This window comes from Pseudoalteromonas sp. SG44-17 (assembly GCF_014164235.1).
In the GTDB taxonomy this organism is placed as follows: domain Bacteria; phylum Pseudomonadota; class Gammaproteobacteria; order Enterobacterales; family Alteromonadaceae; genus Pseudoalteromonas; species Pseudoalteromonas rhizosphaerae.
On the sequence record NZ_JACJEV010000007.1, the window covers coordinates 118,232 to 137,018 of the forward strand.

The 18,787-nt window shown below is 40.3% G+C and carries 18 protein-coding genes; 12 read left to right on the forward strand and 6 right to left on the reverse strand.

The features are described 5' to 3' along the window. The first annotated feature begins 225 nt into the window (after positions 1-225). The 10 genes from sdhC (at position 226) to H5182_RS07645 (ending at position 12,143) form a co-directional block, all read left to right on the forward strand. Positions 226-603 carry a succinate dehydrogenase, cytochrome b556 subunit gene (gene sdhC / locus H5182_RS07600; RefSeq protein WP_145233857.1) on the forward strand — a complete coding sequence of 126 codons (378 nt, stop codon included), beginning with the start codon at positions 226-228 and terminating at the stop codon, positions 601-603. Then, complete coding sequence (gene sdhD / locus H5182_RS07605; protein ID WP_145233859.1) at positions 594-941, forward strand: succinate dehydrogenase, hydrophobic membrane anchor protein; 348 nt, start codon at positions 594-596, stop codon at positions 939-941. The genes sdhC and sdhD overlap by 10 nt, the downstream gene beginning before the upstream one ends. Next, positions 942-2,714 carry a succinate dehydrogenase flavoprotein subunit gene (gene sdhA, locus H5182_RS07610; RefSeq protein ID WP_182734755.1) on the forward strand — a complete coding sequence of 591 codons (1,773 nt, stop codon included), beginning with the start codon at positions 942-944 and terminating at the stop codon, positions 2,712-2,714. Positions 2,715-2,724: 10 nt separating this feature from the next. Further along, entirely contained in the window at positions 2,725-3,441 is a 717-nt protein-coding gene (locus H5182_RS07615; RefSeq protein WP_016709644.1) for a succinate dehydrogenase iron-sulfur subunit, read from the forward strand. Positions 3,442-3,527: 86 nt separating this feature from the next. Then, positions 3,528-6,347 (forward strand): 2-oxoglutarate dehydrogenase E1 component, encoded by a 2,820-nt coding sequence (sucA, locus tag H5182_RS07620; RefSeq protein ID WP_145233864.1) that lies wholly within the window; start codon positions 3,528-3,530, stop codon positions 6,345-6,347. A gap of 3 nt (positions 6,348-6,350) precedes the next feature. Further along, positions 6,351-7,865 carry a 2-oxoglutarate dehydrogenase complex dihydrolipoyllysine-residue succinyltransferase gene (odhB, locus tag H5182_RS07625; RefSeq protein WP_182759822.1) on the forward strand — a complete coding sequence of 505 codons (1,515 nt, stop codon included), beginning with the start codon at positions 6,351-6,353 and terminating at the stop codon, positions 7,863-7,865. A 176-nt stretch (positions 7,866-8,041) separates the two neighbouring features. Then, a complete protein-coding gene (sucC, locus tag H5182_RS07630) occupies positions 8,042-9,208 on the forward strand; it encodes an ADP-forming succinate--CoA ligase subunit beta (protein ID WP_145233868.1) in 1,167 nt (388 codons plus the stop codon). Then, positions 9,208-10,080: a succinate--CoA ligase subunit alpha gene (sucD, locus tag H5182_RS07635; protein WP_145233870.1), complete on the forward strand. Its 873-nt coding sequence runs from the start codon at positions 9,208-9,210 to the stop codon at positions 10,078-10,080. The genes sucC and sucD overlap by 1 nt, the downstream gene beginning before the upstream one ends. 215 nt (positions 10,081-10,295) lie before the next feature. Further along, complete coding sequence (locus H5182_RS07640) at positions 10,296-11,120, forward strand: hypothetical protein (RefSeq protein WP_182759823.1); 825 nt, start codon at positions 10,296-10,298, stop codon at positions 11,118-11,120. Between the two features lie 33 nt (positions 11,121-11,153). Further along, a complete protein-coding gene (locus H5182_RS07645) occupies positions 11,154-12,143 on the forward strand; it encodes a diguanylate cyclase (protein WP_182759824.1) in 990 nt (329 codons plus the stop codon). Positions 12,144-12,185: 42 nt separating this feature from the next. Here the strand turns inward: H5182_RS07645 and H5182_RS07650 are convergent, their stop codons facing one another. Continuing rightward, the gene (locus tag H5182_RS07650; protein ID WP_145233874.1) at positions 12,186-13,256 is read right to left on the reverse strand and encodes a DUF3083 family protein; all 1,071 of its coding nucleotides are present in this window, start codon (positions 13,254-13,256) and stop codon (positions 12,186-12,188) included. A 511-nt stretch (positions 13,257-13,767) separates the two neighbouring features. Between H5182_RS07650 and glnS the strand changes: the two genes are divergently transcribed. After that, on the forward strand, positions 13,768-15,429 hold the full coding sequence (glnS, locus tag H5182_RS07655) for a glutamine--tRNA ligase (protein ID WP_182759825.1): 1,662 nt from the start codon (positions 13,768-13,770) through the stop codon (positions 15,427-15,429). A gap of 90 nt (positions 15,430-15,519) precedes the next feature. Here glnS and fur read toward each other — a convergent pair whose 3' ends face one another. The 5 genes from fur to H5182_RS07680 form a co-directional block, all read right to left on the reverse strand. Further along, positions 15,520-15,960 (reverse strand): ferric iron uptake transcriptional regulator, encoded by a 441-nt coding sequence (gene fur, locus H5182_RS07660; RefSeq protein WP_145233880.1) that lies wholly within the window; start codon positions 15,958-15,960, stop codon positions 15,520-15,522. 186 nt (positions 15,961-16,146) lie between these two features. After that, the gene (fldA, locus tag H5182_RS07665; protein ID WP_182759826.1) at positions 16,147-16,674 is read right to left on the reverse strand and encodes a flavodoxin FldA; all 528 of its coding nucleotides are present in this window, start codon (positions 16,672-16,674) and stop codon (positions 16,147-16,149) included. 14 nt (positions 16,675-16,688) lie between these two features. Further along, positions 16,689-16,967 carry a LexA regulated protein gene (ybfE, locus tag H5182_RS07670; RefSeq protein ID WP_016709654.1) on the reverse strand — a complete coding sequence of 93 codons (279 nt, stop codon included), beginning with the start codon at positions 16,965-16,967 and terminating at the stop codon, positions 16,689-16,691. A gap of 2 nt (positions 16,968-16,969) precedes the next feature. After that, positions 16,970-17,191, reverse strand: coding sequence for a DUF2788 domain-containing protein (locus H5182_RS07675; RefSeq protein WP_054204660.1), 222 nt, complete (start codon positions 17,189-17,191; stop codon positions 16,970-16,972). Positions 17,192-17,290: 99 nt separating this feature from the next. Continuing rightward, on the reverse strand, positions 17,291-18,055 hold the full coding sequence (locus tag H5182_RS07680) for an alpha/beta fold hydrolase (protein ID WP_145234106.1): 765 nt from the start codon (positions 18,053-18,055) through the stop codon (positions 17,291-17,293). Positions 18,056-18,196: 141 nt separating this feature from the next. Between H5182_RS07680 and seqA the strand changes: the two genes are divergently transcribed. Further along, the gene (gene seqA / locus H5182_RS07685) at positions 18,197-18,781 is read left to right on the forward strand and encodes a replication initiation negative regulator SeqA (protein WP_182717858.1); all 585 of its coding nucleotides are present in this window, start codon (positions 18,197-18,199) and stop codon (positions 18,779-18,781) included. Positions 18,782-18,787: the final 6 nt, after the last annotated feature.

An 18,787-nucleotide genomic window follows, 5' to 3' on the forward strand; every position in this document is an offset into this window, starting at 1 on the left:
ACTAAACAAGAATTGTAAAAAGACCTTTGGCTATATATACTATCGAAGGTTTTATACCGTATTGTCTGTAGGTAAACGTTATTTTTACAGCTAATCTTTGCAAAAATGTGAATTTTAGTCGTAACAAAAAGCTTTACTTAGATAGTTCCATCAGAAAAATCGTTTTCTGGTGGGTTAAGAAAAACAAGTAGATGAGCTCCTAGTGGGCAAGATGGGCAAGTAACTGTGAAAAAGCAAAGACCTGTAAATCTAGATCTAACAACTATATCAATGCCGGCAACGGCTAAAGCATCAATTTTTCACCGCGTCACCGGTGTTGCGTTATTTTTTGCTTTAACGTTTGTCATTTGGGCTTGGTCTGAGTCTCTTTCTTCTGCTGAAGGTTTTGAATTCGTCAAGGGTCTGTTTAGCGGATTCATTGCCAAATTTATAGCTTGGGGCACCATTTCCGTATTGGCATACCACCTTATCGGCGGTATTCGTCATATCATTATGGATATGGGACATTGGGAAGAACTTGAATCAGGTAACCTCAGCGCTAAAATTGCTATGGCACTTGGCGTTGTGGCTTCTGTTCTAGCAGGGGTGTGGATATGGTTTTAAATCAAGCAACTCTAAAGCGTGATGGTGTACAAGATTATGTCTCATTACGTACCACGGCACTAGTAATTACCGCGTATGCGATTTTTATTATCGGCTACTTCTTATGTACACCAGAAGTTACTTTTGAAGCATGGCAAGGCCTGTTTTCAAACCTCGCAATGAAAGGGTTTACGTTAATTACCCTCGTTTGCATTATGGTTCATACCCGTATTGGCCTTTGGCAAGTACTGACTGATTACGTGAAAAATGCAACATTACGCGCTGTTTTAGGGTTTGTATTAAACCTTATGGCCGTTGCATACGTAGCTATTGGTCTAATCGTTTTATGGGGTGTTTAAGTGAAATATTCTGTTCGTGAATTTGATGCCGTTGTGATTGGCGCAGGTGGTGCGGGTATGCGCGCAGCACTTGCAATCACTGAATCAGGTAAAACCTGTGCGCTTATCTCTAAAGTATTCCCAACCCGTTCTCACACTGTGTCTGCACAAGGTGGTATTACGGTTGCTTTGGGTAACTCACATGAAGATAACTGGGAATGGCACATGTACGATACTGTTAAAGGTTCCGATTTCATCGGTGACCAAGACGCTATCGAATATATGTGTAAAACAGGCCCAGAAGCAATTACTGAATTAGAAAACATGGGTCTACCATTTTCTCGTTTTGAAAATGGCCGTGTTTACCAACGTCCTTTCGGTGGTCAATCGAAGAATTTTGGTGGTGAGCAAGCTGCACGGACTGCGGCTGCAGCTGACCGTACTGGTCATGCGTTATTACACCTTCTTTACCAGCAAAACGTTAAAAACAAAACCAATGTATTTTCTGAATGGTATGCATTAGATTTAGTTAAAAACGATGATGGTAATGTTGTTGGTTGTACTGCAATCGATATCGAAACCGGCGAAGTTGTTTACTTTAAATCTAAAGCTGTTGTACTAGCAACGGGTGGCGCAGGTCGTATCTTCGCATCAACGACTAATGCACACATCAATACTGGTGACGGTGTTGGTATGGCAACTCGTGCCGGCATTTCTATGCAAGACATGGAAATGTGGCAATTTCACCCAACCGGTATTGCTGGTGCGGGTACGCTAGTAACAGAAGGTTGTCGTGGTGAAGGTGGTTATCTTTTAAATAAAGATGGCGAGCGTTTCATGGAACGTTATGCACCGAATGCAAAAGATTTAGCGTCACGCGATGTTGTTGCTCGTTCAATGATGACAGAAATCCGTGAAGGTCGTGGTTGTGATGGTCCTTGGGGTCCACACATTAAGCTTAAGCTTGATCACTTAGGTGAAGAAACGCTTAATCTACGTCTTCCTGGTGTATGTGATCTTGCTAAAACATTTGCTCACGTTGACCCTGCTAAAGAGCCAATTCCAGTAATTCCTACTTGCCATTATATGATGGGTGGCGTACCAACCAATGTAAATGGGCAAGTACTACAAATCGATGCCCAAGGCAATGAGAAAGTAGTTGAAGGCTTATTTGCAGTTGGTGAGATTGCCTGTGTATCTGTACACGGTGCAAACCGCTTAGGTGGTAACTCATTGCTTGATTTAGTGGTATTTGGTCGTGCAGCTGGTAACTTCTTAGGTACATACCTAAATGATGTTGAAGTATCTAAAGATGCCTCTGAGTCAGATTTAGAAGCGTCACTTGCTCGCTTTAATCGTTGGGAAAACTCAACAATTGGTCAAGGCGAAGATCCAGTCCAAATCAAGAAAGATCTACAGCAATGTATGCAACTTAACTTCTCGGTATTCCGTGAAGGTGAGTCAATGGCAGCAGGTCTTAAAGAACTTAAAGAAATTCGTGAACGTCTGCAGCATGCGCGTCTTGATGATAAATCATTAGACTTCAACACTGCACGTATCGAATGTCTAGAGCTAGATAACATGATGGAAACAGCGTACTCAACTGCAGTCGCTGCAAACTTCCGTACAGAAAGCCGTGGTGCACACTCTCGCTTTGACTTCCCAGATCGTGATGACGAAAACTGGCTATGTCACTCTGTTTTCAATCCGGTAACGGATGAAATGAGCAAACGTGATGTTAACTATGCGCCTAAACTGCGCGAAGCATTTCCACCTAAAGCACGTACCTACTAGGAGCGAGACGATGGCACAAGTACAATTTTCTGTTTATCGTTATAATCCAGATGTTGATAACGCCCCACGTATGCAAGAATATACTTTGCAAACGGAAGAAGGCCACGACATGATGGTTTTGGATGCACTTTTATTATTAAAAGAGCAAGATCCAACGTTATCATTCCGTCGCTCATGCCGTGAAGGTGTATGTGGTTCTGACGGTGTTAACATGAATGGTAAAAATGGTTTAGCATGTATTACTCCTTTATCTACGCTACAAAAAAATGGCAAAGGTAAAATTGTAATACGTCCATTACCAGGTTTACCTGTGGTACGTGACCTTGTTATTGACATGAGTCAGTTCTACACTCAATACGAAAAAGTTAAACCATACTTAATTAATGACACGCCAGCGGCGGGTGAACGTCTTCAATCAATCGAAGAACGTGATAAGTTAGATGGCTTGTATGAGTGTATTCTATGTGCATGTTGTTCAACATCGTGTCCTTCGTTTTGGTGGAATCCAGACAAGTTCATAGGTCCAGCTGGTCTTCTTCATGCTTACCGTTTCTTGGCTGATAGCCGCGATACGGCAACTGAAGAGCGTTTAGCTGATTTAGACGATGCATTCAGCGTGTTCCGTTGTCACAGTATCATGAACTGTGTTAGCGTTTGTCCTAAGGGTCTTAATCCAACTAAGGCAATCGGACAAATCAAATCAATGTTAATAAGCCGTTCGGTTTAATAATCTTGATAAATGTAAGATGGCTAATGTGAATTGGCCATCTTGTTATTACAATTAATTTCTGCGCTAAAGAAAAGGGCTTATAAATGCACGAAGGTGTGATGAAGGCATGGCTAGAATCTTCACATTTAAACGGCGGCAACGTTGCTTATATAGAAGAGCTTTATGAAGCGTATTTAGACAATGCGACTTCTGTGCCAGAAGAATGGCGAGAAGTGTTCGAACAATTACCAAAAGTTGATGGTGTGGATGTTGAAGTTAAGCATTCAGAAGTTCGTGCACAGTTTGCGGCGCTTGCGAAAAACAAGCATAGAGAAGTAGTGGTAGCAGAAGGTGGAAGCAGTGACCCTAAACAAGTCAAAGTTCTCCAGCTTATAAATGCTTTCCGTTTCCGTGGTCATCAAAATGCCAACCTAGATCCATTGGGCATTTGGCAACGTGAACGTGTTCGAGACTTAGAGCTTGAATATCATGAATTATCTAAAGCTGATTTTGACCGTGAATTTAACGTGGGATCGTTTGCCGTAGGCCGCGATACCATGCCTTTAGGTGAGTTATATCAAGCTCTAATGACCACATACTGTGGTTCTGTTGGCGCTGAGTATATGCACATCACATCAACTGAAGAAAAGCGTTGGTTACAGCAACGTTTAGAGTCAGTGCAATCACGTCCAACATTCAGTAAAGATGAAAAGTTGCGTATCCTTAAAGGATTAACCGCAGCGGATGGTCTTGAAAAATATTTAGGGGCTAAGTTCCCCGGTGCTAAACGTTTCTCACTTGAAGGTGGTGATGCATTAGTACCAATGCTTAAAGAGCTTATTCACCGTGCTGGCGAAAGTGGCCAACAAGAAGCGGTTATTGGTATGGCTCACCGTGGTCGCTTAAATGTTCTTGTCAATGTGCTTGGTAAAAACCCATCAGAACTATTTGATGAGTTTGCTGGCAAGCATAAAGAAACATTAAGCTCAGGTGATGTTAAATACCACATGGGTTACTCTTCGGATTTTGCTACTAAAGGTGGCAAAGTTCATATGGCTCTTGCCTTTAACCCATCGCATCTTGAAATCGTAAACCCAGTAGTTATGGGCTCGGTTCGTGCACGTTTAGACCGTTTGGGTGACAGTTCAGGTATTAAAGCACTACCTATCACCATTCATGGTGACTCGGCAGTGGCAGGCCAAGGTGTTGTTCAAGAAACCTTTAACTTATCGCAAACAAATGCGTTTAGTTGTGGTGGTAGTATTCGCATTGTAGTGAACAACCAAGTTGGTTTTACTACAAGCAAACAATACGATGTACGTTCAACAGATTACTGTACAGACATCGCAAAAATGGTGCAATCGCCTATTTTCCACGTTAATTCAGATGACCCTGAAGCGGTTGCATTTGTTACGCAAATCGCACTTGATTTCAGAAATCAATTTAAACGTGATGTGGTTATTGATTTAGTTTGTTATCGTCGTCACGGCCATAATGAAGCGGATGAGCCGAATGCGACTCAACCGATCATGTACCAAAAAATCAAAAAACACCCAGTGCCACGTTTGATCTACGCAGATCAGTTAATGGCTGAAGGCTCGTTTACTGAAGATGAAATTAAAGCACTGGCTGATGACTACCGTAATGGTTTAGACGAAGGCAATTGTGTTGTTGAAGAAATTCAACCAGAAACATCACACTCATCTGATTGGGCTAAGTATGTTGGCCATGAATGGAGTGTTGATTACGATGCCAGCGTTCCAGTTGAAAAATTAAAAGAACTAGGTAACAAAATAGCAAGTTACCCTGAGCAATATAAAGCTCAGTCTCGCGTTAAAAAGATTTACGATGATCGCAAATTAATGGCTAACGGTGAGAAACCACTTGATTGGGGTATGGCAGAAACACTTGCTTATGCAACGATCGCAACTGAAGGTACTGATATTCGTTTAACAGGCCAAGATTCAGGTCGTGGTACTTTCTTCCACCGCCATGCAGTTGTACATAGTCAAACTGATGGGGCCACTTACACGCCTTTACAGCACTTAAGTGAAGATCAAGGTACTTTCCAAGTATTTGACTCAGTGCTTTCAGAAGAAGCGGTTGTGGCGTTTGAATATGGTTATGCGACAGCAGAGCCAACATCACTAGTACTGTGGGAAGCACAGTTTGGTGATTTTGCTAACGGCGCACAAGTTGTATTTGACCAATTCTTAAGTTCAGGTGAGCAAAAATGGGGCCGCTTATGTGGACTGACCATTTTATTGCCACATGGTTATGAAGGGCAAGGTCCTGAACACAGTTCAGCACGTTTAGAGCGTTTCTTACAGCTATGTGCTGATCACAACATGCAAGTATGTGTGCCTTCAACACCGGCACAAGTATATGCAATGTTACGTCGTCAATCAGTAAGACCACTGCGTCGCCCACTGATTGTTATGACACCTAAATCATTGTTACGTCATCCACTTGCAACGTCGTCGCTTGAAGAGCTTGCAGAAGGTGTATTCCATAATATGATCGATGAAATCGATGATATTGATGCTAAGAAAGTAGAACGCGTAGTATTTTGTAGTGGTAAGGTTTACTACGAGCTATTACAAGAGCGTCGTAAGCTTGAGCAAGAGAATGTTGCTATTGTGCGTGTTGAACAGTTATACCCATTCCCACATGATGAAATGGAAGCCATTATGGCGCGTTATCAACATGTGAAAGACTTTGTTTGGTGTCAAGAAGAGCCGCAAAACCAAGGTGCTTGGTATTGTTCACAACACCACTTTGTAGATGCAATCCCACAAGGTGCGAAGCTTAAATATGCAGGTCGTAAAGCCTCTGCTTCTCCAGCGTGTGGTTATATGTCAGTGCATACTAAAGAACAACAAGCGCTTGTCGCAGACGCGCTTACTATTGAAAATAAAGGATAAGCAATGAGCACAGAAATTAAAGTTCCTGTTCTTCCTGAGTCGGTTGCTGATGCTTCCGTTGCTACATGGCATGTAAGTGTTGGCGACAAAGTAAGCCGTGATCAGAACTTAGTAGATATCGAAACAGACAAAGTTGTTTTAGAAGTTGTTGCACCACATGACGGTGTGATCACTGAAATTTCACAAGAAGAAGGTGCAACCGTACTTGGCGACCAAGTGATCGGTATCATTGGTGAGGCTGATGCAGCTACGCCAACTGAAGACGCAAAGAGCGAAGCTGCACCAGCTTCAGACAAACAAGAAAACGCGCCAGCGGCGCAATCAGCACCAGCATCAGAAGGTAAAGAAGTGGACATTAAAGTACCTGTACTTCCAGAATCAGTCGCAGACGCGACAGTAGCTACTTGGCATGTGCAACCAGGTGACGCAGTAACACGCGATCAAAACCTAGTTGATATCGAAACTGATAAAGTTGTTCTTGAAGTTGTTGCTCAAGAAGATGGCGTAATGGGTGAAATTATTCACGCAGAAGGCGATACAGTACTGGGTGACCAAGTTATCGGTAAAGTTAAAGCCGGTGGCGCACCAGCTGCAGCCCCTGCAGCAAAAGAACAAGCTCCAGCTGCTGATTCTAGCGATAGTTCAGACGTGTTAACACCGTCAGTGCGTCGTTTAATCGCAGAAAAAGGCCTAGATGCTTCTAAAATTAAAGGCTCTGGTAAAAATGGTCGTGTGACAAAAGAAGATGTTGATCAATTCTTGAAGTCACCAGCTCCTGCGGCGAAAGTTGAAGCAGCGCCAGCGGCACCAATGGGTGACCGTACACAAAAACGCGTTCCTATGACACGTTTACGTAAAACCATTGCTAATCGTCTTCTTGAAGCGAAAAACTCTACTGCAATGTTAACGACATTTAACGAAGTTAACATGAAACCAATCATGGATCTTCGTAAGCAGTATCAAGAAGTGTTCGAGAAACGTCACGGTATCCGTTTAGGTTTCATGTCTTTTTACGTAAAAGCAGTTACTGAAGCACTAAAACGTTTCCCTGACGTAAATGCATCAATTGATGGCGATGATATCGTATACCACAACTATTTTGATATCAGCATTGCAGTTTCTACGCCACGTGGCTTAGTGACTCCAGTACTAAAAGATTGCGATAAGCTATCTGTTGCTGAAATCGAAAAAGGTATTCGTGAATTAGCACTTAAAGGTCGTGATGGTAAGTTAACACTTGACGACATGACTGGTGGTAACTTCACTATCACTAACGGTGGTGTGTTCGGTTCGTTACTATCAACACCTATTATCAACTTACCGCAGTCTTCAATTTTGGGTATGCATAAAATCCAAGATCGTCCAATGGCTGTGAATGGTAAAGTTGAAATTCTTCCTATGATGTATTTGGCATTATCTTATGATCATCGCCAAATAGATGGTAAAGAATCTGTTGGCTTCTTAGTAACAATTAAAGAGTTACTTGAAGATCCAACTCGTTTATTACTGGATGTTTAATTCAGTAGTATAAAATATAAGCTGTGAGTCATATTCACAGCTTTTTTTTTGCGCCTTTGGTCGTACTGGGGTTTTCATGTTAAGCCTTGGGATCTATACTAGGTGCGCAATTTGGGATAGCTGTCTATTTATAAAAATAGTCAGCTCTTTTAGTATAAAAAATTGGATAAAGCATCATGAATTTGCATGAGTATCAGGCAAAACAACTTTTTGCCGAATATGGTTTACCAGTTTCTCAAGGTTTCGCTTGCGATACACCTGAAGAAGCTGCAGCAGCTGCTGAGAAAATCGGCGGTGATATGTGGGTTGTTAAAACTCAGGTTCACGCAGGTGGACGTGGTAAAGCTGGCGGTGTAAAGCTAGTTAAAACTATCGACGAAGTTAAAGCGTTTGCAGCTAACTGGTTAGGTAAAAACCTAGTTACTTACCAAACAGACGAGAATGGTCAGCCAGTTGCTAAAATTTTAGTAGAAAGCTGTACTGATATCGCCAACGAATTGTACTTAGGTGCAGTTGTTGACCGTGCATCTCGCAAAGTTGTTTTCATGGCGTCTACTGAAGGCGGTGTTGAAATTGAAACTGTTGCTGAAGAAACACCAGAGCTTATCCACAAAGCAGAGATCGACCCATTAGTAGGTCCTCAAGCTTACCAAGCACGTGAACTAGGTTTTAAATTGGGTCTTAACCCAGTACAAATGAAACAGTTCGTACAGATCTTCATGGGTCTTGGTAAAATGTTTACTGATTTCGATTTCGCACTACTTGAAATCAACCCGCTTGTTATCACTGATGAAGGTAACCTTCACTGTCTTGACGGCAAAATCGGTATCGATGGTAATGCACTTTACCGTCAACCTAAAATGCGTGATTTCCACGATCCATCACAAGAAGATGCACGTGAAGCACATGCAGCAAGTTTTGAACTTAACTACGTTGCATTAGACGGTAACGTTGGTTGTATGGTTAACGGTGCAGGCCTAGCAATGGGTACTATGGACATCGTAAACCTACACGGTGGTAAGCCTGCAAACTTCCTAGATGTTGGCGGCGGCGCGACTAAAGAACGTGTATCTGAAGCATTCAAAATCATTCTTTCAGATGACAACGTTAAAGCTGTTTTAGTTAACATCTTTGGTGGTATCGTTCGTTGTGACATGATCGCTGAAGGCATCATTGGCGCAGTTAAAGAAGTTGGCGTAAACGTACCTGTAGTTGTACGTTTAGAAGGTACTAACGCTGAGCTAGGTCGTGAAGTTCTTAAGAATTCTGGTCTAGATATCATTGCTGCTGAATCACTAACAGACGCGGCTGAAAAAGTTGTTGCTGCTGCGGAGGGCAAATAATGTCTGTATTAATCAATAAAGATACAAAAGTTATCTGTCAAGGTTTCACCGGTGGCCAAGGTACTTTCCACTCAGAGCAAGCGCTTGAGTACGGTACACAAATGGTTGGTGGTGTAAGCCCAGGTAAAGGCGGTCAAACGCACCTTGGTCTTCCAGTATTTAACACTGTACGTGATGCTGTAGAAGCAACAGGTGCAACTGCATCAGTTATCTATGTACCAGCACCTTTTTGTAAAGATGCTATCTTAGAAGCAATCGATGCGGGCATCGAGCTAATCGTTTGTATCACTGAAGGTATCCCTACACTTGATATGGTTGACGTTAAAGTTAAACTAGATCAAACAGGTACTCGTATGATCGGTCCTAACTGTCCAGGTGTTATCACTCCTGGTGAGACTAAGATTGGTATCATGCCTGGTCACATCCACAAACCTGGTAAAGTAGGTATTGTTTCTCGCTCTGGTACTTTAACGTACGAAGCTGTTAAACAAACTACAGATGCAGGTTTCGGTCAGTCTACCTGTGTTGGTATTGGTGGCGACCCAATTCCTGGTACTAACTTTATCGACGTTTTAGAAATGTTCGAAAAAGATCCACAAACTGAAGCGATCGTAATGATCGGTGAAATCGGTGGTACTGCAGAAGAAGAAGCTGCAGAGTACATCAAAGCTAACGTTACTAAGCCTGTTGTTTCTTACATTGCTGGTGTTACTGCACCAGAAGGTAAGCGTATGGGTCATGCTGGCGCAATCATCGCTGGCGGTAAAGGTACTGCTGATGAGAAATTTGCTGCATTAGAAGCTGCGGGCGTAAAAACTGTACGTTCACTTGCTGATATCGGTAAAGCACTTAAAGAAAAAACTGGCTGGTAATAACCTGCTATGTTTTGAAAAAAGGCTCACTTAGTGAGCCTTTTTTTTGCCATTATTTATAAAGTATTATGTCTAGATAATGATAAATTTCCGAATCTCTAGCTGTTTATTTAATAATAAAAATCAATAGCTTGTTTCAATAAACTCTACTGGTAATAATCAAAACTGCCGTTATAATGTGCGATTGCTTTTTATCATTGGAAGATCTAGCAGTAATGCGAATAATTTATTTTACAGTCTACCTTGTATGCTTTTGTTGCTCTTTCAATTTATTTTCATCTACTTCATTTCGTACCGCATTTTTAGTAACCGAACAACGCGCATTAGCTGAACCAAATCAGTTGATCGAAGAATTAGTTATTACACAAGCAGCTCAGCGTATTTCTACCACTGAACACGCTTATAATAATACTTTGTTAGCGCGGCTGTATTTATTTAAAGGTGATATCGCACGTTCACAAAGTTACTTTGAACTTGCCCAACAACAACTGCCTAAAGACGATGATTGGATCCAAGGTTATTGGTTAATGTATCGGAGTGTTTTTTCTTTAGAAGAAGGGCTGTTACCTGAAAGTATTAAACAAATCCGCTTAGCACAAAATGCCTTTATTCAAGCAAACGATTTAGAGATGTTGGTACAAGCTGAGTCAATTGAAGGGGCTCTGTTGCTCTGGCAAGAGGAATACCCTAAAGCAATAGAAATTATCGAAAATGCCTACATTGAAGCCAAAACTGCGAATATGTCATCAACTACCATGCTTTATGTTTATGATAGTTTAGCTGCATATTATTCGACCATGTCACTATTTGAGAAAGGTGAGCAATATGCAGTTTTAGCACGCGATCTCGCCAGTAAAAACGGCAATGTTGTCAATGGTTTGCCTGTTATCTATATCTTATGCATGACATATGAGCGCGCCGAAAAACTTGATTCAGCGGCGGCTTGTTATGAAGAAATGATAATGTTATCAGCAATGGTAAAAGCACCGCGCTATCTTTTTTTAGCGCCAGCTGGTAAAGCAAATGTCGCTCTGAAGTAAAAAAAATATTCGCAAGCGTTGCAACTACTATACTTGGCTAAAAGTTATGTCAATAAAGTGATTGTAAATCCAGCGCATATAATTGCGTTAAATAATGGATTTGCTAAAACTTTCTTAGCATTACAGCAACCAGAGCAAGCACTTGAATATATTCAAGCATCAGAGTTATTGTTAACTGATTACGATAGGCCGCTTAATAACCGTTACAGCCGGAATACACTCAGCTTAAAGGCGCAAAGCCTAGAACAATTAGGTCGTTTTGCAGAGGCTACTAATGCACTGAAGTTATTGATTAAGCTTACAGAGCAAGCAAAAGAAACAACGCAGCAGAAACTCGAGCAAGAAGCACGCTCACGATTTGAATCTACTCAACAAGATATCAAATTGCAGTTGGCTGAAGAGAAATTAAAATACCAACAAATTACTTTAGATAAGTTAGCTAAAGAAGGACAGTTACAAGCAGCCTATTCTGTTATTGGTATATTAGCGATATTAAGCATTACAATTTTCGCATTAAATCAACGCAAAGCATATTTACGAAGCCAACGCAGAGCAAATACAGATCCACTCACTGGAGCTCATAACCGTCGCTATATTCTCGATTTTATTGCAGCGCAACTTATCGTGAAGCAACAAAACTTTTCAGTTTCAATTTTAGATATTGATCATTTTAAACAAGTAAATGATCAATATGGTCATGATATCGGTGATCAAGCCCTAATTGCTTTTAGCGCGTTACTTACAGAGCAGTTAGCTGATACTGAGTATCAATTTGCTCGCTTTGGTGGTGAAGAGTTTATTGTGGCAATGCCAAACTTAACACTTGCACAAGGGCATGATTTTATCGGTAACTTATGCATTTGTTTAAAATCGTTAAGCTTGACCGATAAAAAAATCACTTTAACAAGCAGTGCTGGTGTAGCACAAATGCAGCCAGGACTCGCCCTTAATACGTTATTAAAAGTTGCTGACACAAACCTTTACCATGCTAAAAATACTGGCAGGGATAAGGTCTGTAGTTAACCTGAACTTAGCTTAAGGGGTTCATTATCGACAAGCTCGCTATTATAGATAATGATTGATATGTTGAAAAAATCGCACAGTGATATCTTGGCGCTCTATATTAATAGATAATGGTTCGATGAGTGTACGGATCACACTTTCAACTTGATTCATAAACCGACCGTGGCCAATTCCTTGTTCGTCTTTTTCACTGGCAACAATAACAAAATGCAGTGAATCTACTAGTTTTTCATCATGCCAATAATGACTATATTGCGTTTTTTGATCGTCGGTTGAAAAACTTAGCTTTTGCAATTCATGATTGCCATCGTTGTTATCAGTCTTACTGTTTCTAATTATTGGCATCGTACCATTTGCTATCATCGCCGCTAAATGTAAATTTTTGGCGGCGCATTGCTTAATAAATGCGTCATAAAAGTGCTGGTAAAACTCTGTGAATGTTGGCTTATTAAGTAAATGATGAAACTGAGTTTTAATAGTACGTGTTATTGGGATCGCAAATGTCGTATAGGTCATCTCATTATGTTCTGCAGGGAGTGTACAATGGCGGCTTTGGTAGCGAGGGTAGAGTCCTCTGAGTTTATAACCGTAGCTTTCTTTACATCCTTTCGCTTTGGCGAACAAGTCATAGGTTAAATGTTGATGATCACGCACTTTTATTGCTGCTTCATCGATCAATAATGTGCTTTGTAGGTATTCGAGTACTTTTTTAACCCGAGTATGGAATATGGCAGCATTCGCACGCAAGTCTTCACCAGTAGCAAGGAAGAGTAAGCGAATTTTTTTACTGGGTTTGCTGCTGTCGTAAATGCATTTATGCGCTTCATGGTAACGCGGGTTATAAAAGAATAAAATTTGTTTTTCTGTTTGTAAACAATACGACTCTTCATGAAACCTAACAACGGGGAGCTTATCGTTTGCTATCAAATGTACATTGTGTAGCTCGTATTCATCACATGAAGAGAATAGCTGTCGTGCTAAACGTTCATAACATTGCTGTATATTACTAAAACGTGCGTATAAATCGGCACTGGGTACGAACTCCGCTAAGATATATTGGTTTGCGCGTGCAGTAGTTGGGATATAAACGCGATGCTGTGAAAGTGAAGCCATTATTTTCTCCTTAAAAGAATTACTTTAATGACGTCACTGTAGCTTGGTTGAATGACTGTTTTATTGCGCTAGAACAATTTATCGTCATTAAGAGATTAAATAACAACCCAGGCGTGGTTCTTTAGCTAGTATTTTCCGCTAAGCACACAATATGTAATAAACCCGCATCTATTACTGTATGTTAAAGTTTGTTTTTATAATATACCCAAACCACCTCAATATGCAGAATTCAGCGTTTCACAGGTGCTTAATATCAAGGCGTTACTTTGCAACAATGGCAGTCCCTTTTAAGAAGTAACAACGATGAGAGTAAGTGCCTGCGAAACGCCCAACGGGTTGGTTTAAAAGCGATTTATACTGCGTTATTGATTTTACCAATAGAACCACTATTATTTGCAATCAATGCCTTGCCTAAATCGCTTTTAATTCCAACTGAAACTCGCATCTTGGGGTGGTTTGGGTATAATGCAGTAGTTTTGTCACCATGCACTATTGTGAGGATTGTATTCCTATGGCGGAAATTGAGAATCGCCCAAGTAACTTTATAAGAACCCGTATTGATGAAGATTTAGCATCAGGTAAACATGCGTCTACACATACTCGTTTTCCACCAGAGCCAAATGGTTTTTTACATATTGGTCATGCTAAATCAATTTGTTTAAATTTTGGTATAGCGCAAGACTACAGTGGTCAATGTAATTTACGTTTTGATGATACTAACCCTGAAAAAGAAGATATTAACTACGTTAATTCAATCAAAGAAGATGTTCAGTGGTTAGGTTTTAACTGGGATGGTGAAATAAAGTATTCGTCAAATTATTTTGATACTTTGTATGACTATGCTGTAGAGCTTATTAATAAAGGCTTAGCCTATGTGTGCTTTTTAACAGCTGATCAAGCGCGTGAATATCGCGGCACGTTAAAAGAGCCTGGTAAAAATAGTCCAACCCGTGATACTAGTCCTTCAGAAAACCTAGCACTATTTGAAAAAATGCGTGCTGGTGAATTTAAAGAAGGCGAGTGTGTACTACGTGCAAAAATCGATATGGCCAGCTCATTTATGGTGCTGCGTGATCCTATTATTTATCGTGTTCGATTTGCACACCATCATCAGACCGGTGATAAATGGTGCATTTACCCAATGTATGACTTTACGCACTGTATTTCAGATGCGCTAGAGGGTATTACCCATTCATTGTGTACACTTGAATTTCAAGATAACCGCCGTTTATATGATTGGGTGTTAGATAACATCAGTATTGAATGTCATCCACAACAAATTGAGTTTTCAAGGTTAAACCTTGAATACACTATAATGTCAAAGCGTAAGCTAAATGACTTAGTGGTCAATGAGTATGTTGAAGGGTGGGATGATCCGCGTATGCCTACTATTGCAGGTCTTCGCCGTCGTGGTTATACACCAGCATCAATTCGTGAATTTTGCTTACGTATTGGCGTAACCAAACAAGAAAACATGGTTGAAATGGGCATGCTTGAAGCCTGTATCCGTGAAGATTTAAACGAACATGCTCCACGTGCCATGGCCGTTCTCGATCCGGTTAAAATCATCATTGAAAACTATGCTGTTGATACCGTTGAAACCTTATCAATTGCAAATCATCCAAATGATGAAAGTATGGGTCGTCGTGATGTTCCGTTCACCCGTGAAATTTATATTGAACGTGAAGACTTCAAAGAAGAAGCAAATAACAAATTCAAGCGCTTAGTACTTGATAAAGAAGTTCGTTTACGTGGTGCTTATGTTATTAAAGCAGAGCGTGTTGAAAAAGACGAAAATGGCGAAATAACCACGATTTTCTGTAGCTATGATCCACAAACGCTGGGCAAAAATCCAACTGATGGACGTAAAGTGAAGGGCGTTATCCACTGGGTGTCAGCCAGTGAGTCAATCACCGCAGAAGTTCGTTTATATGATCGGTTATTCAGCGTACCAAATCCTGCAGCAGCTGAAGACTTTGCAACAACTTTAAATCCTGATTCATTAGTGGTTTTAGCAAACGCAAAACTTGAGCCATCACTTGCTAATGCAGAGCCTGCACAAGGTTTTCAATTTGAACGTACAGGGTACTTCAGCCGTGATACTAAGTCAGAGAACATTGTATTTAACCAAACAGTTGGTTTACGTGATTCTTGGACTAAAACACAGCAGTAGTTTTTTTTCCCTTCGCTCAAAGGCGAGGGGATAAAAGTAACAGACATAAAAAAACCTGCAATTTGCAGGTTTTTTTATTCAGCTAATAAATTATTGGCTATCTGCAAATGCTTTACATGCTGCAGTGTCAGTACACTCGCCATACAGATAAAGAGAGTGGTTGGTTAATTTAATACCATTTTCTTCTGAAATTTCAAGTTGACGACGTTCAATCATTTCATCTTCAAATTCAACAACTTTACCACATTTTAAACATACTAGGTGATCATGGTGTGTGCTACCAGAGAGTTCAAATACAGACTTACCGCCTTCAAAATGGTGACGGCTAACAATACCCGCATCATCAAATTGGTTAAGTACGCGGTACACAGTAGCAAGGCCAATTTCTTCACCTAGGTCCAAAAGAATTTTGTAAACATCTTCAGCGCTGATGTGTTGGTTATCTGGAGATTGTAAAATCTCTAAAATTTTAATACGCGGCAAAGTTACTTTTAAGCCGGCTTTTTTTAATTCCAAGTTATGATCAGTCATTAAATCTGTCTCAATTATATTTGGTTATACTAGACACCTTACAAAGATGTACACGACACATTAGCAACGATAAGAATAACGTGCCTAGTCATTAAGTGCAAAGATCAATTGCTAGAAATACTTATAAAATGTGTAATAGGAAAACGAACGTCACTATTTTATACGATTACTAGCAATAAAGTGCATTTAATCAGCAAGTTCACTTAAACACATTTCTTCATAAACTTGTGCTGACCATGCTTTTACACGTTGTTCAGTAAGCTCTGGTTGACGGTCTTCATCAATGCCTAAACCAACAAAATGGTTGTCATCAGCCATGCCTTTCGAGGCTTCAAAATCATACCCTTTTGTTGGCCAATGACCCACAACAATAGCGCCACGCTCAGTAACGATGTCATTGATCATACCCATCGCATCAAGGAAGTATTCAGCGTAGTCTTCTTGATCGCCACAGCCAAAAATAGCCACAAGCTTGCCTTCAAAATCAACTTCTTCTAATTCAGGGAAAAAGTCATCCCAATCACATTGTGCTTCACCATAATACCAAGTAGGAATGCCAAATAAGATTAAATCAAATTCTGCGATCTGTTCTTTTGAACTTTTAGCAATATCATGCACAGCCACTAACTTTTTACCCAATTCTTTTTGGATCATTTTAGCTACGTGTTCTGTGTTACCTGTGTCACTTCCGAAAAAAATACCTACACTTGCCATGGATTTAAAACCTTTTATCTATCAATAGCCAATCTTTCTTGTAAAATAGTTTCAATCAGCGCACTGCGGCTAATATTTTGTGCATCGGCCATATCGCTTAACGCTTGATATAACTGCGATGAAACTTTAAATTCGACACGCTTTAAACCACGTGCTTTATCTCTTTTTATTTGATTACGTTTATTTACCTTTAACTGAACCTCCCTTGGTAGGGGATTCGTTTTTGGTCTGCCGGGGCGTTTTTCGTATTCAAATAAATCGAGCGTTGTTCTATCTGTTTCAGACTTAGCCATGGTTAACCCACACCCGCACCTTGCCAAAAAACTTGAATAAGTCCTTTAGCGATAAAACCAGAACACCCTAAAAATAGCACAAGCCATACTACATAACGGCCAAATTTAGGCACATTACCTTTTTTTAGTACGTCTTGGATAGCCATACCGATAAAAAAGAACACACCGGCTAAGCCAAAGTACAACCCAAGGGTATCAAATTCGTTAATTAACTGACTGACCATCAACGTATAACCTTTAAATTAAACGGCGCGTACTATAGCATATAAAATTGTAATAATTTAGTGCGCTAAGTCAAAAATACGTGATTAAATTTTGCTTTATTAAGCCATTAAAAAATCATTGATAGACTTATTAACCGCCATTGGTTTTTGGGCATGCAACCAATGACCTGCGCCATGAATAATTTTTGCTTTTGCGTTGCTAAATTGAGCCATAATAGCTTCACGATATTCAGGCAATATATAATCAGAATCGTTCCCTTTGATAAATAAAGTATCGCATAAACAAGAATCATTTGCTTTAATATTTGCTAAAATATTGCGATATTTTTCACTTAGGGTAGTCAAATTAAAGCGCCACTGCAGTTCACCAAGTTCGTTTTTCGCATAGCTTTTTAGCAAAAACTGGCGAACACCTAATTCAGGTATTAGCTGCGTCATTAATTTATCCGCTTCTTTGCGGTCATTAATAGCATGGCTTTTTACCAGCTTTAATGCCGCAATGATATCATCATGACGACTTTGATATGCAACAGGAGCGATATCTAATACTACGAGCTTATTTACTGAGCTTGGATTAATATGTGCTATTTGCATAGCAACTTTCCCGCCCATAGAATGACCGACTAAATGGGCTTTATCAATACTTAAATGGTCCATTAAGGCGAGTACGTCGTCAGCCATTGCCGGGTAATCCATAATATCACTGTGTGGTGAACGGCCATGGTTACGTAAATCAAGATTCGTTACTGTAAAATTTTCTGCCAATGCATTGGCTATAACATTTAAATTTTCCAGTGAACCAAACAATCCATGGATCAAAATTACATGCGGCCCTTGGCCAGTTTGTTTGTAATTTAACAGCATCACAGTTTCCAAAAACAATCTCATAAAAGTGTGCCTAGTTTGCCTAGTGAAATAACAAATTGCAAAACATAGAGAATTAAATCAGGTTTGGGTATAATCAGCATGGATGAAAAAAATGTGACCCGTAACGACAGGAATAACATGAAAAAAATTGACATAGACGACGAGTTATATCAATACATTGCAAGTAACACTCAAAGTATAGGCGAAAGCGCCTCAACTATTTTACGTCGTTTATTAAATATTCACGGCGAAAATGATTTAGCCGCGCAAGAAAAACCAGAACAGCCCGTCACGCATGAGGTTGCAAAGACGACTCAAACAACTGAACACACCTCATCGACCGAGAATAAAAAGTCAGCCGCTGTCACACCATTGACACAAGCGCATGCCAGTGTTTTTAATATACTCAATAAAGAAGAGTTGGCGATGCAAAAAGGCGTAGTAGGGCGCTTTTTGTTTATTTTATCTGCTTTACATAGAACTCATAAAACTGATTTTTCAGCGGTATTGGATGTGCAAGGGCGTGATCGCGTTTACTTCGCAACCAGCAAAGAAGCGTTAGTAAACAGTGGCAGCAGTATGAATCCAAAAAACATTACCGACAGTGAATACTGGGTAATGACCAACTCAAATACTACCCGTAAGAAAATGATGCTACACGAAGTGGCACTTGGCTTAGGCTATAGTGCTGAACAAGCTGAAAAAATTCGAGACTACTTATAAAGGAAA

Bases quoted from the DNA above. Each gene is read 5' to 3' on its own strand.
- sdhD (WP_145233859.1), top strand. From the start codon at position 594: ATGGTTTTAAATCAAGCAACTCTAAAGCGTGATGGTGTACAAGATTAT.
- H5182_RS07615 (WP_016709644.1), top strand. From the start codon at position 2,725: ATGGCACAAGTACAATTTTCTGTTTATCGTTATAATCCAGATGTTGAT.
- sucA (WP_145233864.1), top strand. From the start codon at position 3,528: ATGCACGAAGGTGTGATGAAGGCATGGCTAGAATCTTCACATTTAAAC.
- odhB (WP_182759822.1), top strand. From the start codon at position 6,351: ATGAGCACAGAAATTAAAGTTCCTGTTCTTCCTGAGTCGGTTGCTGAT.
- sucC (WP_145233868.1), top strand. From the start codon at position 8,042: ATGAATTTGCATGAGTATCAGGCAAAACAACTTTTTGCCGAATATGGT.
- sucD (WP_145233870.1), top strand. From the start codon at position 9,208: ATGTCTGTATTAATCAATAAAGATACAAAAGTTATCTGTCAAGGTTTC.
- H5182_RS07640 (WP_182759823.1), top strand. From the start codon at position 10,296: ATGCGAATAATTTATTTTACAGTCTACCTTGTATGCTTTTGTTGCTCT.
- H5182_RS07650 (WP_145233874.1), bottom strand. From the start codon at position 13,256: ATGGCTTCACTTTCACAGCATCGCGTTTATATCCCAACTACTGCACGC.
- glnS (WP_182759825.1), top strand. From the start codon at position 13,768: ATGGCGGAAATTGAGAATCGCCCAAGTAACTTTATAAGAACCCGTATT.
- fur (WP_145233880.1), bottom strand. From the start codon at position 15,960: ATGACTGATCATAACTTGGAATTAAAAAAAGCCGGCTTAAAAGTAACT.
- fldA (WP_182759826.1), bottom strand. From the start codon at position 16,674: ATGGCAAGTGTAGGTATTTTTTTCGGAAGTGACACAGGTAACACAGAA.
- ybfE (WP_016709654.1), bottom strand. From the start codon at position 16,967: ATGGCTAAGTCTGAAACAGATAGAACAACGCTCGATTTATTTGAATAC.
- H5182_RS07675 (WP_054204660.1), bottom strand. From the start codon at position 17,191: ATGGTCAGTCAGTTAATTAACGAATTTGATACCCTTGGGTTGTACTTT.
- H5182_RS07680 (WP_145234106.1), bottom strand. From the start codon at position 18,055: ATGCTGTTAAATTACAAACAAACTGGCCAAGGGCCGCATGTAATTTTG.
- seqA (WP_182717858.1), top strand. From the start codon at position 18,197: ATGAAAAAAATTGACATAGACGACGAGTTATATCAATACATTGCAAGT.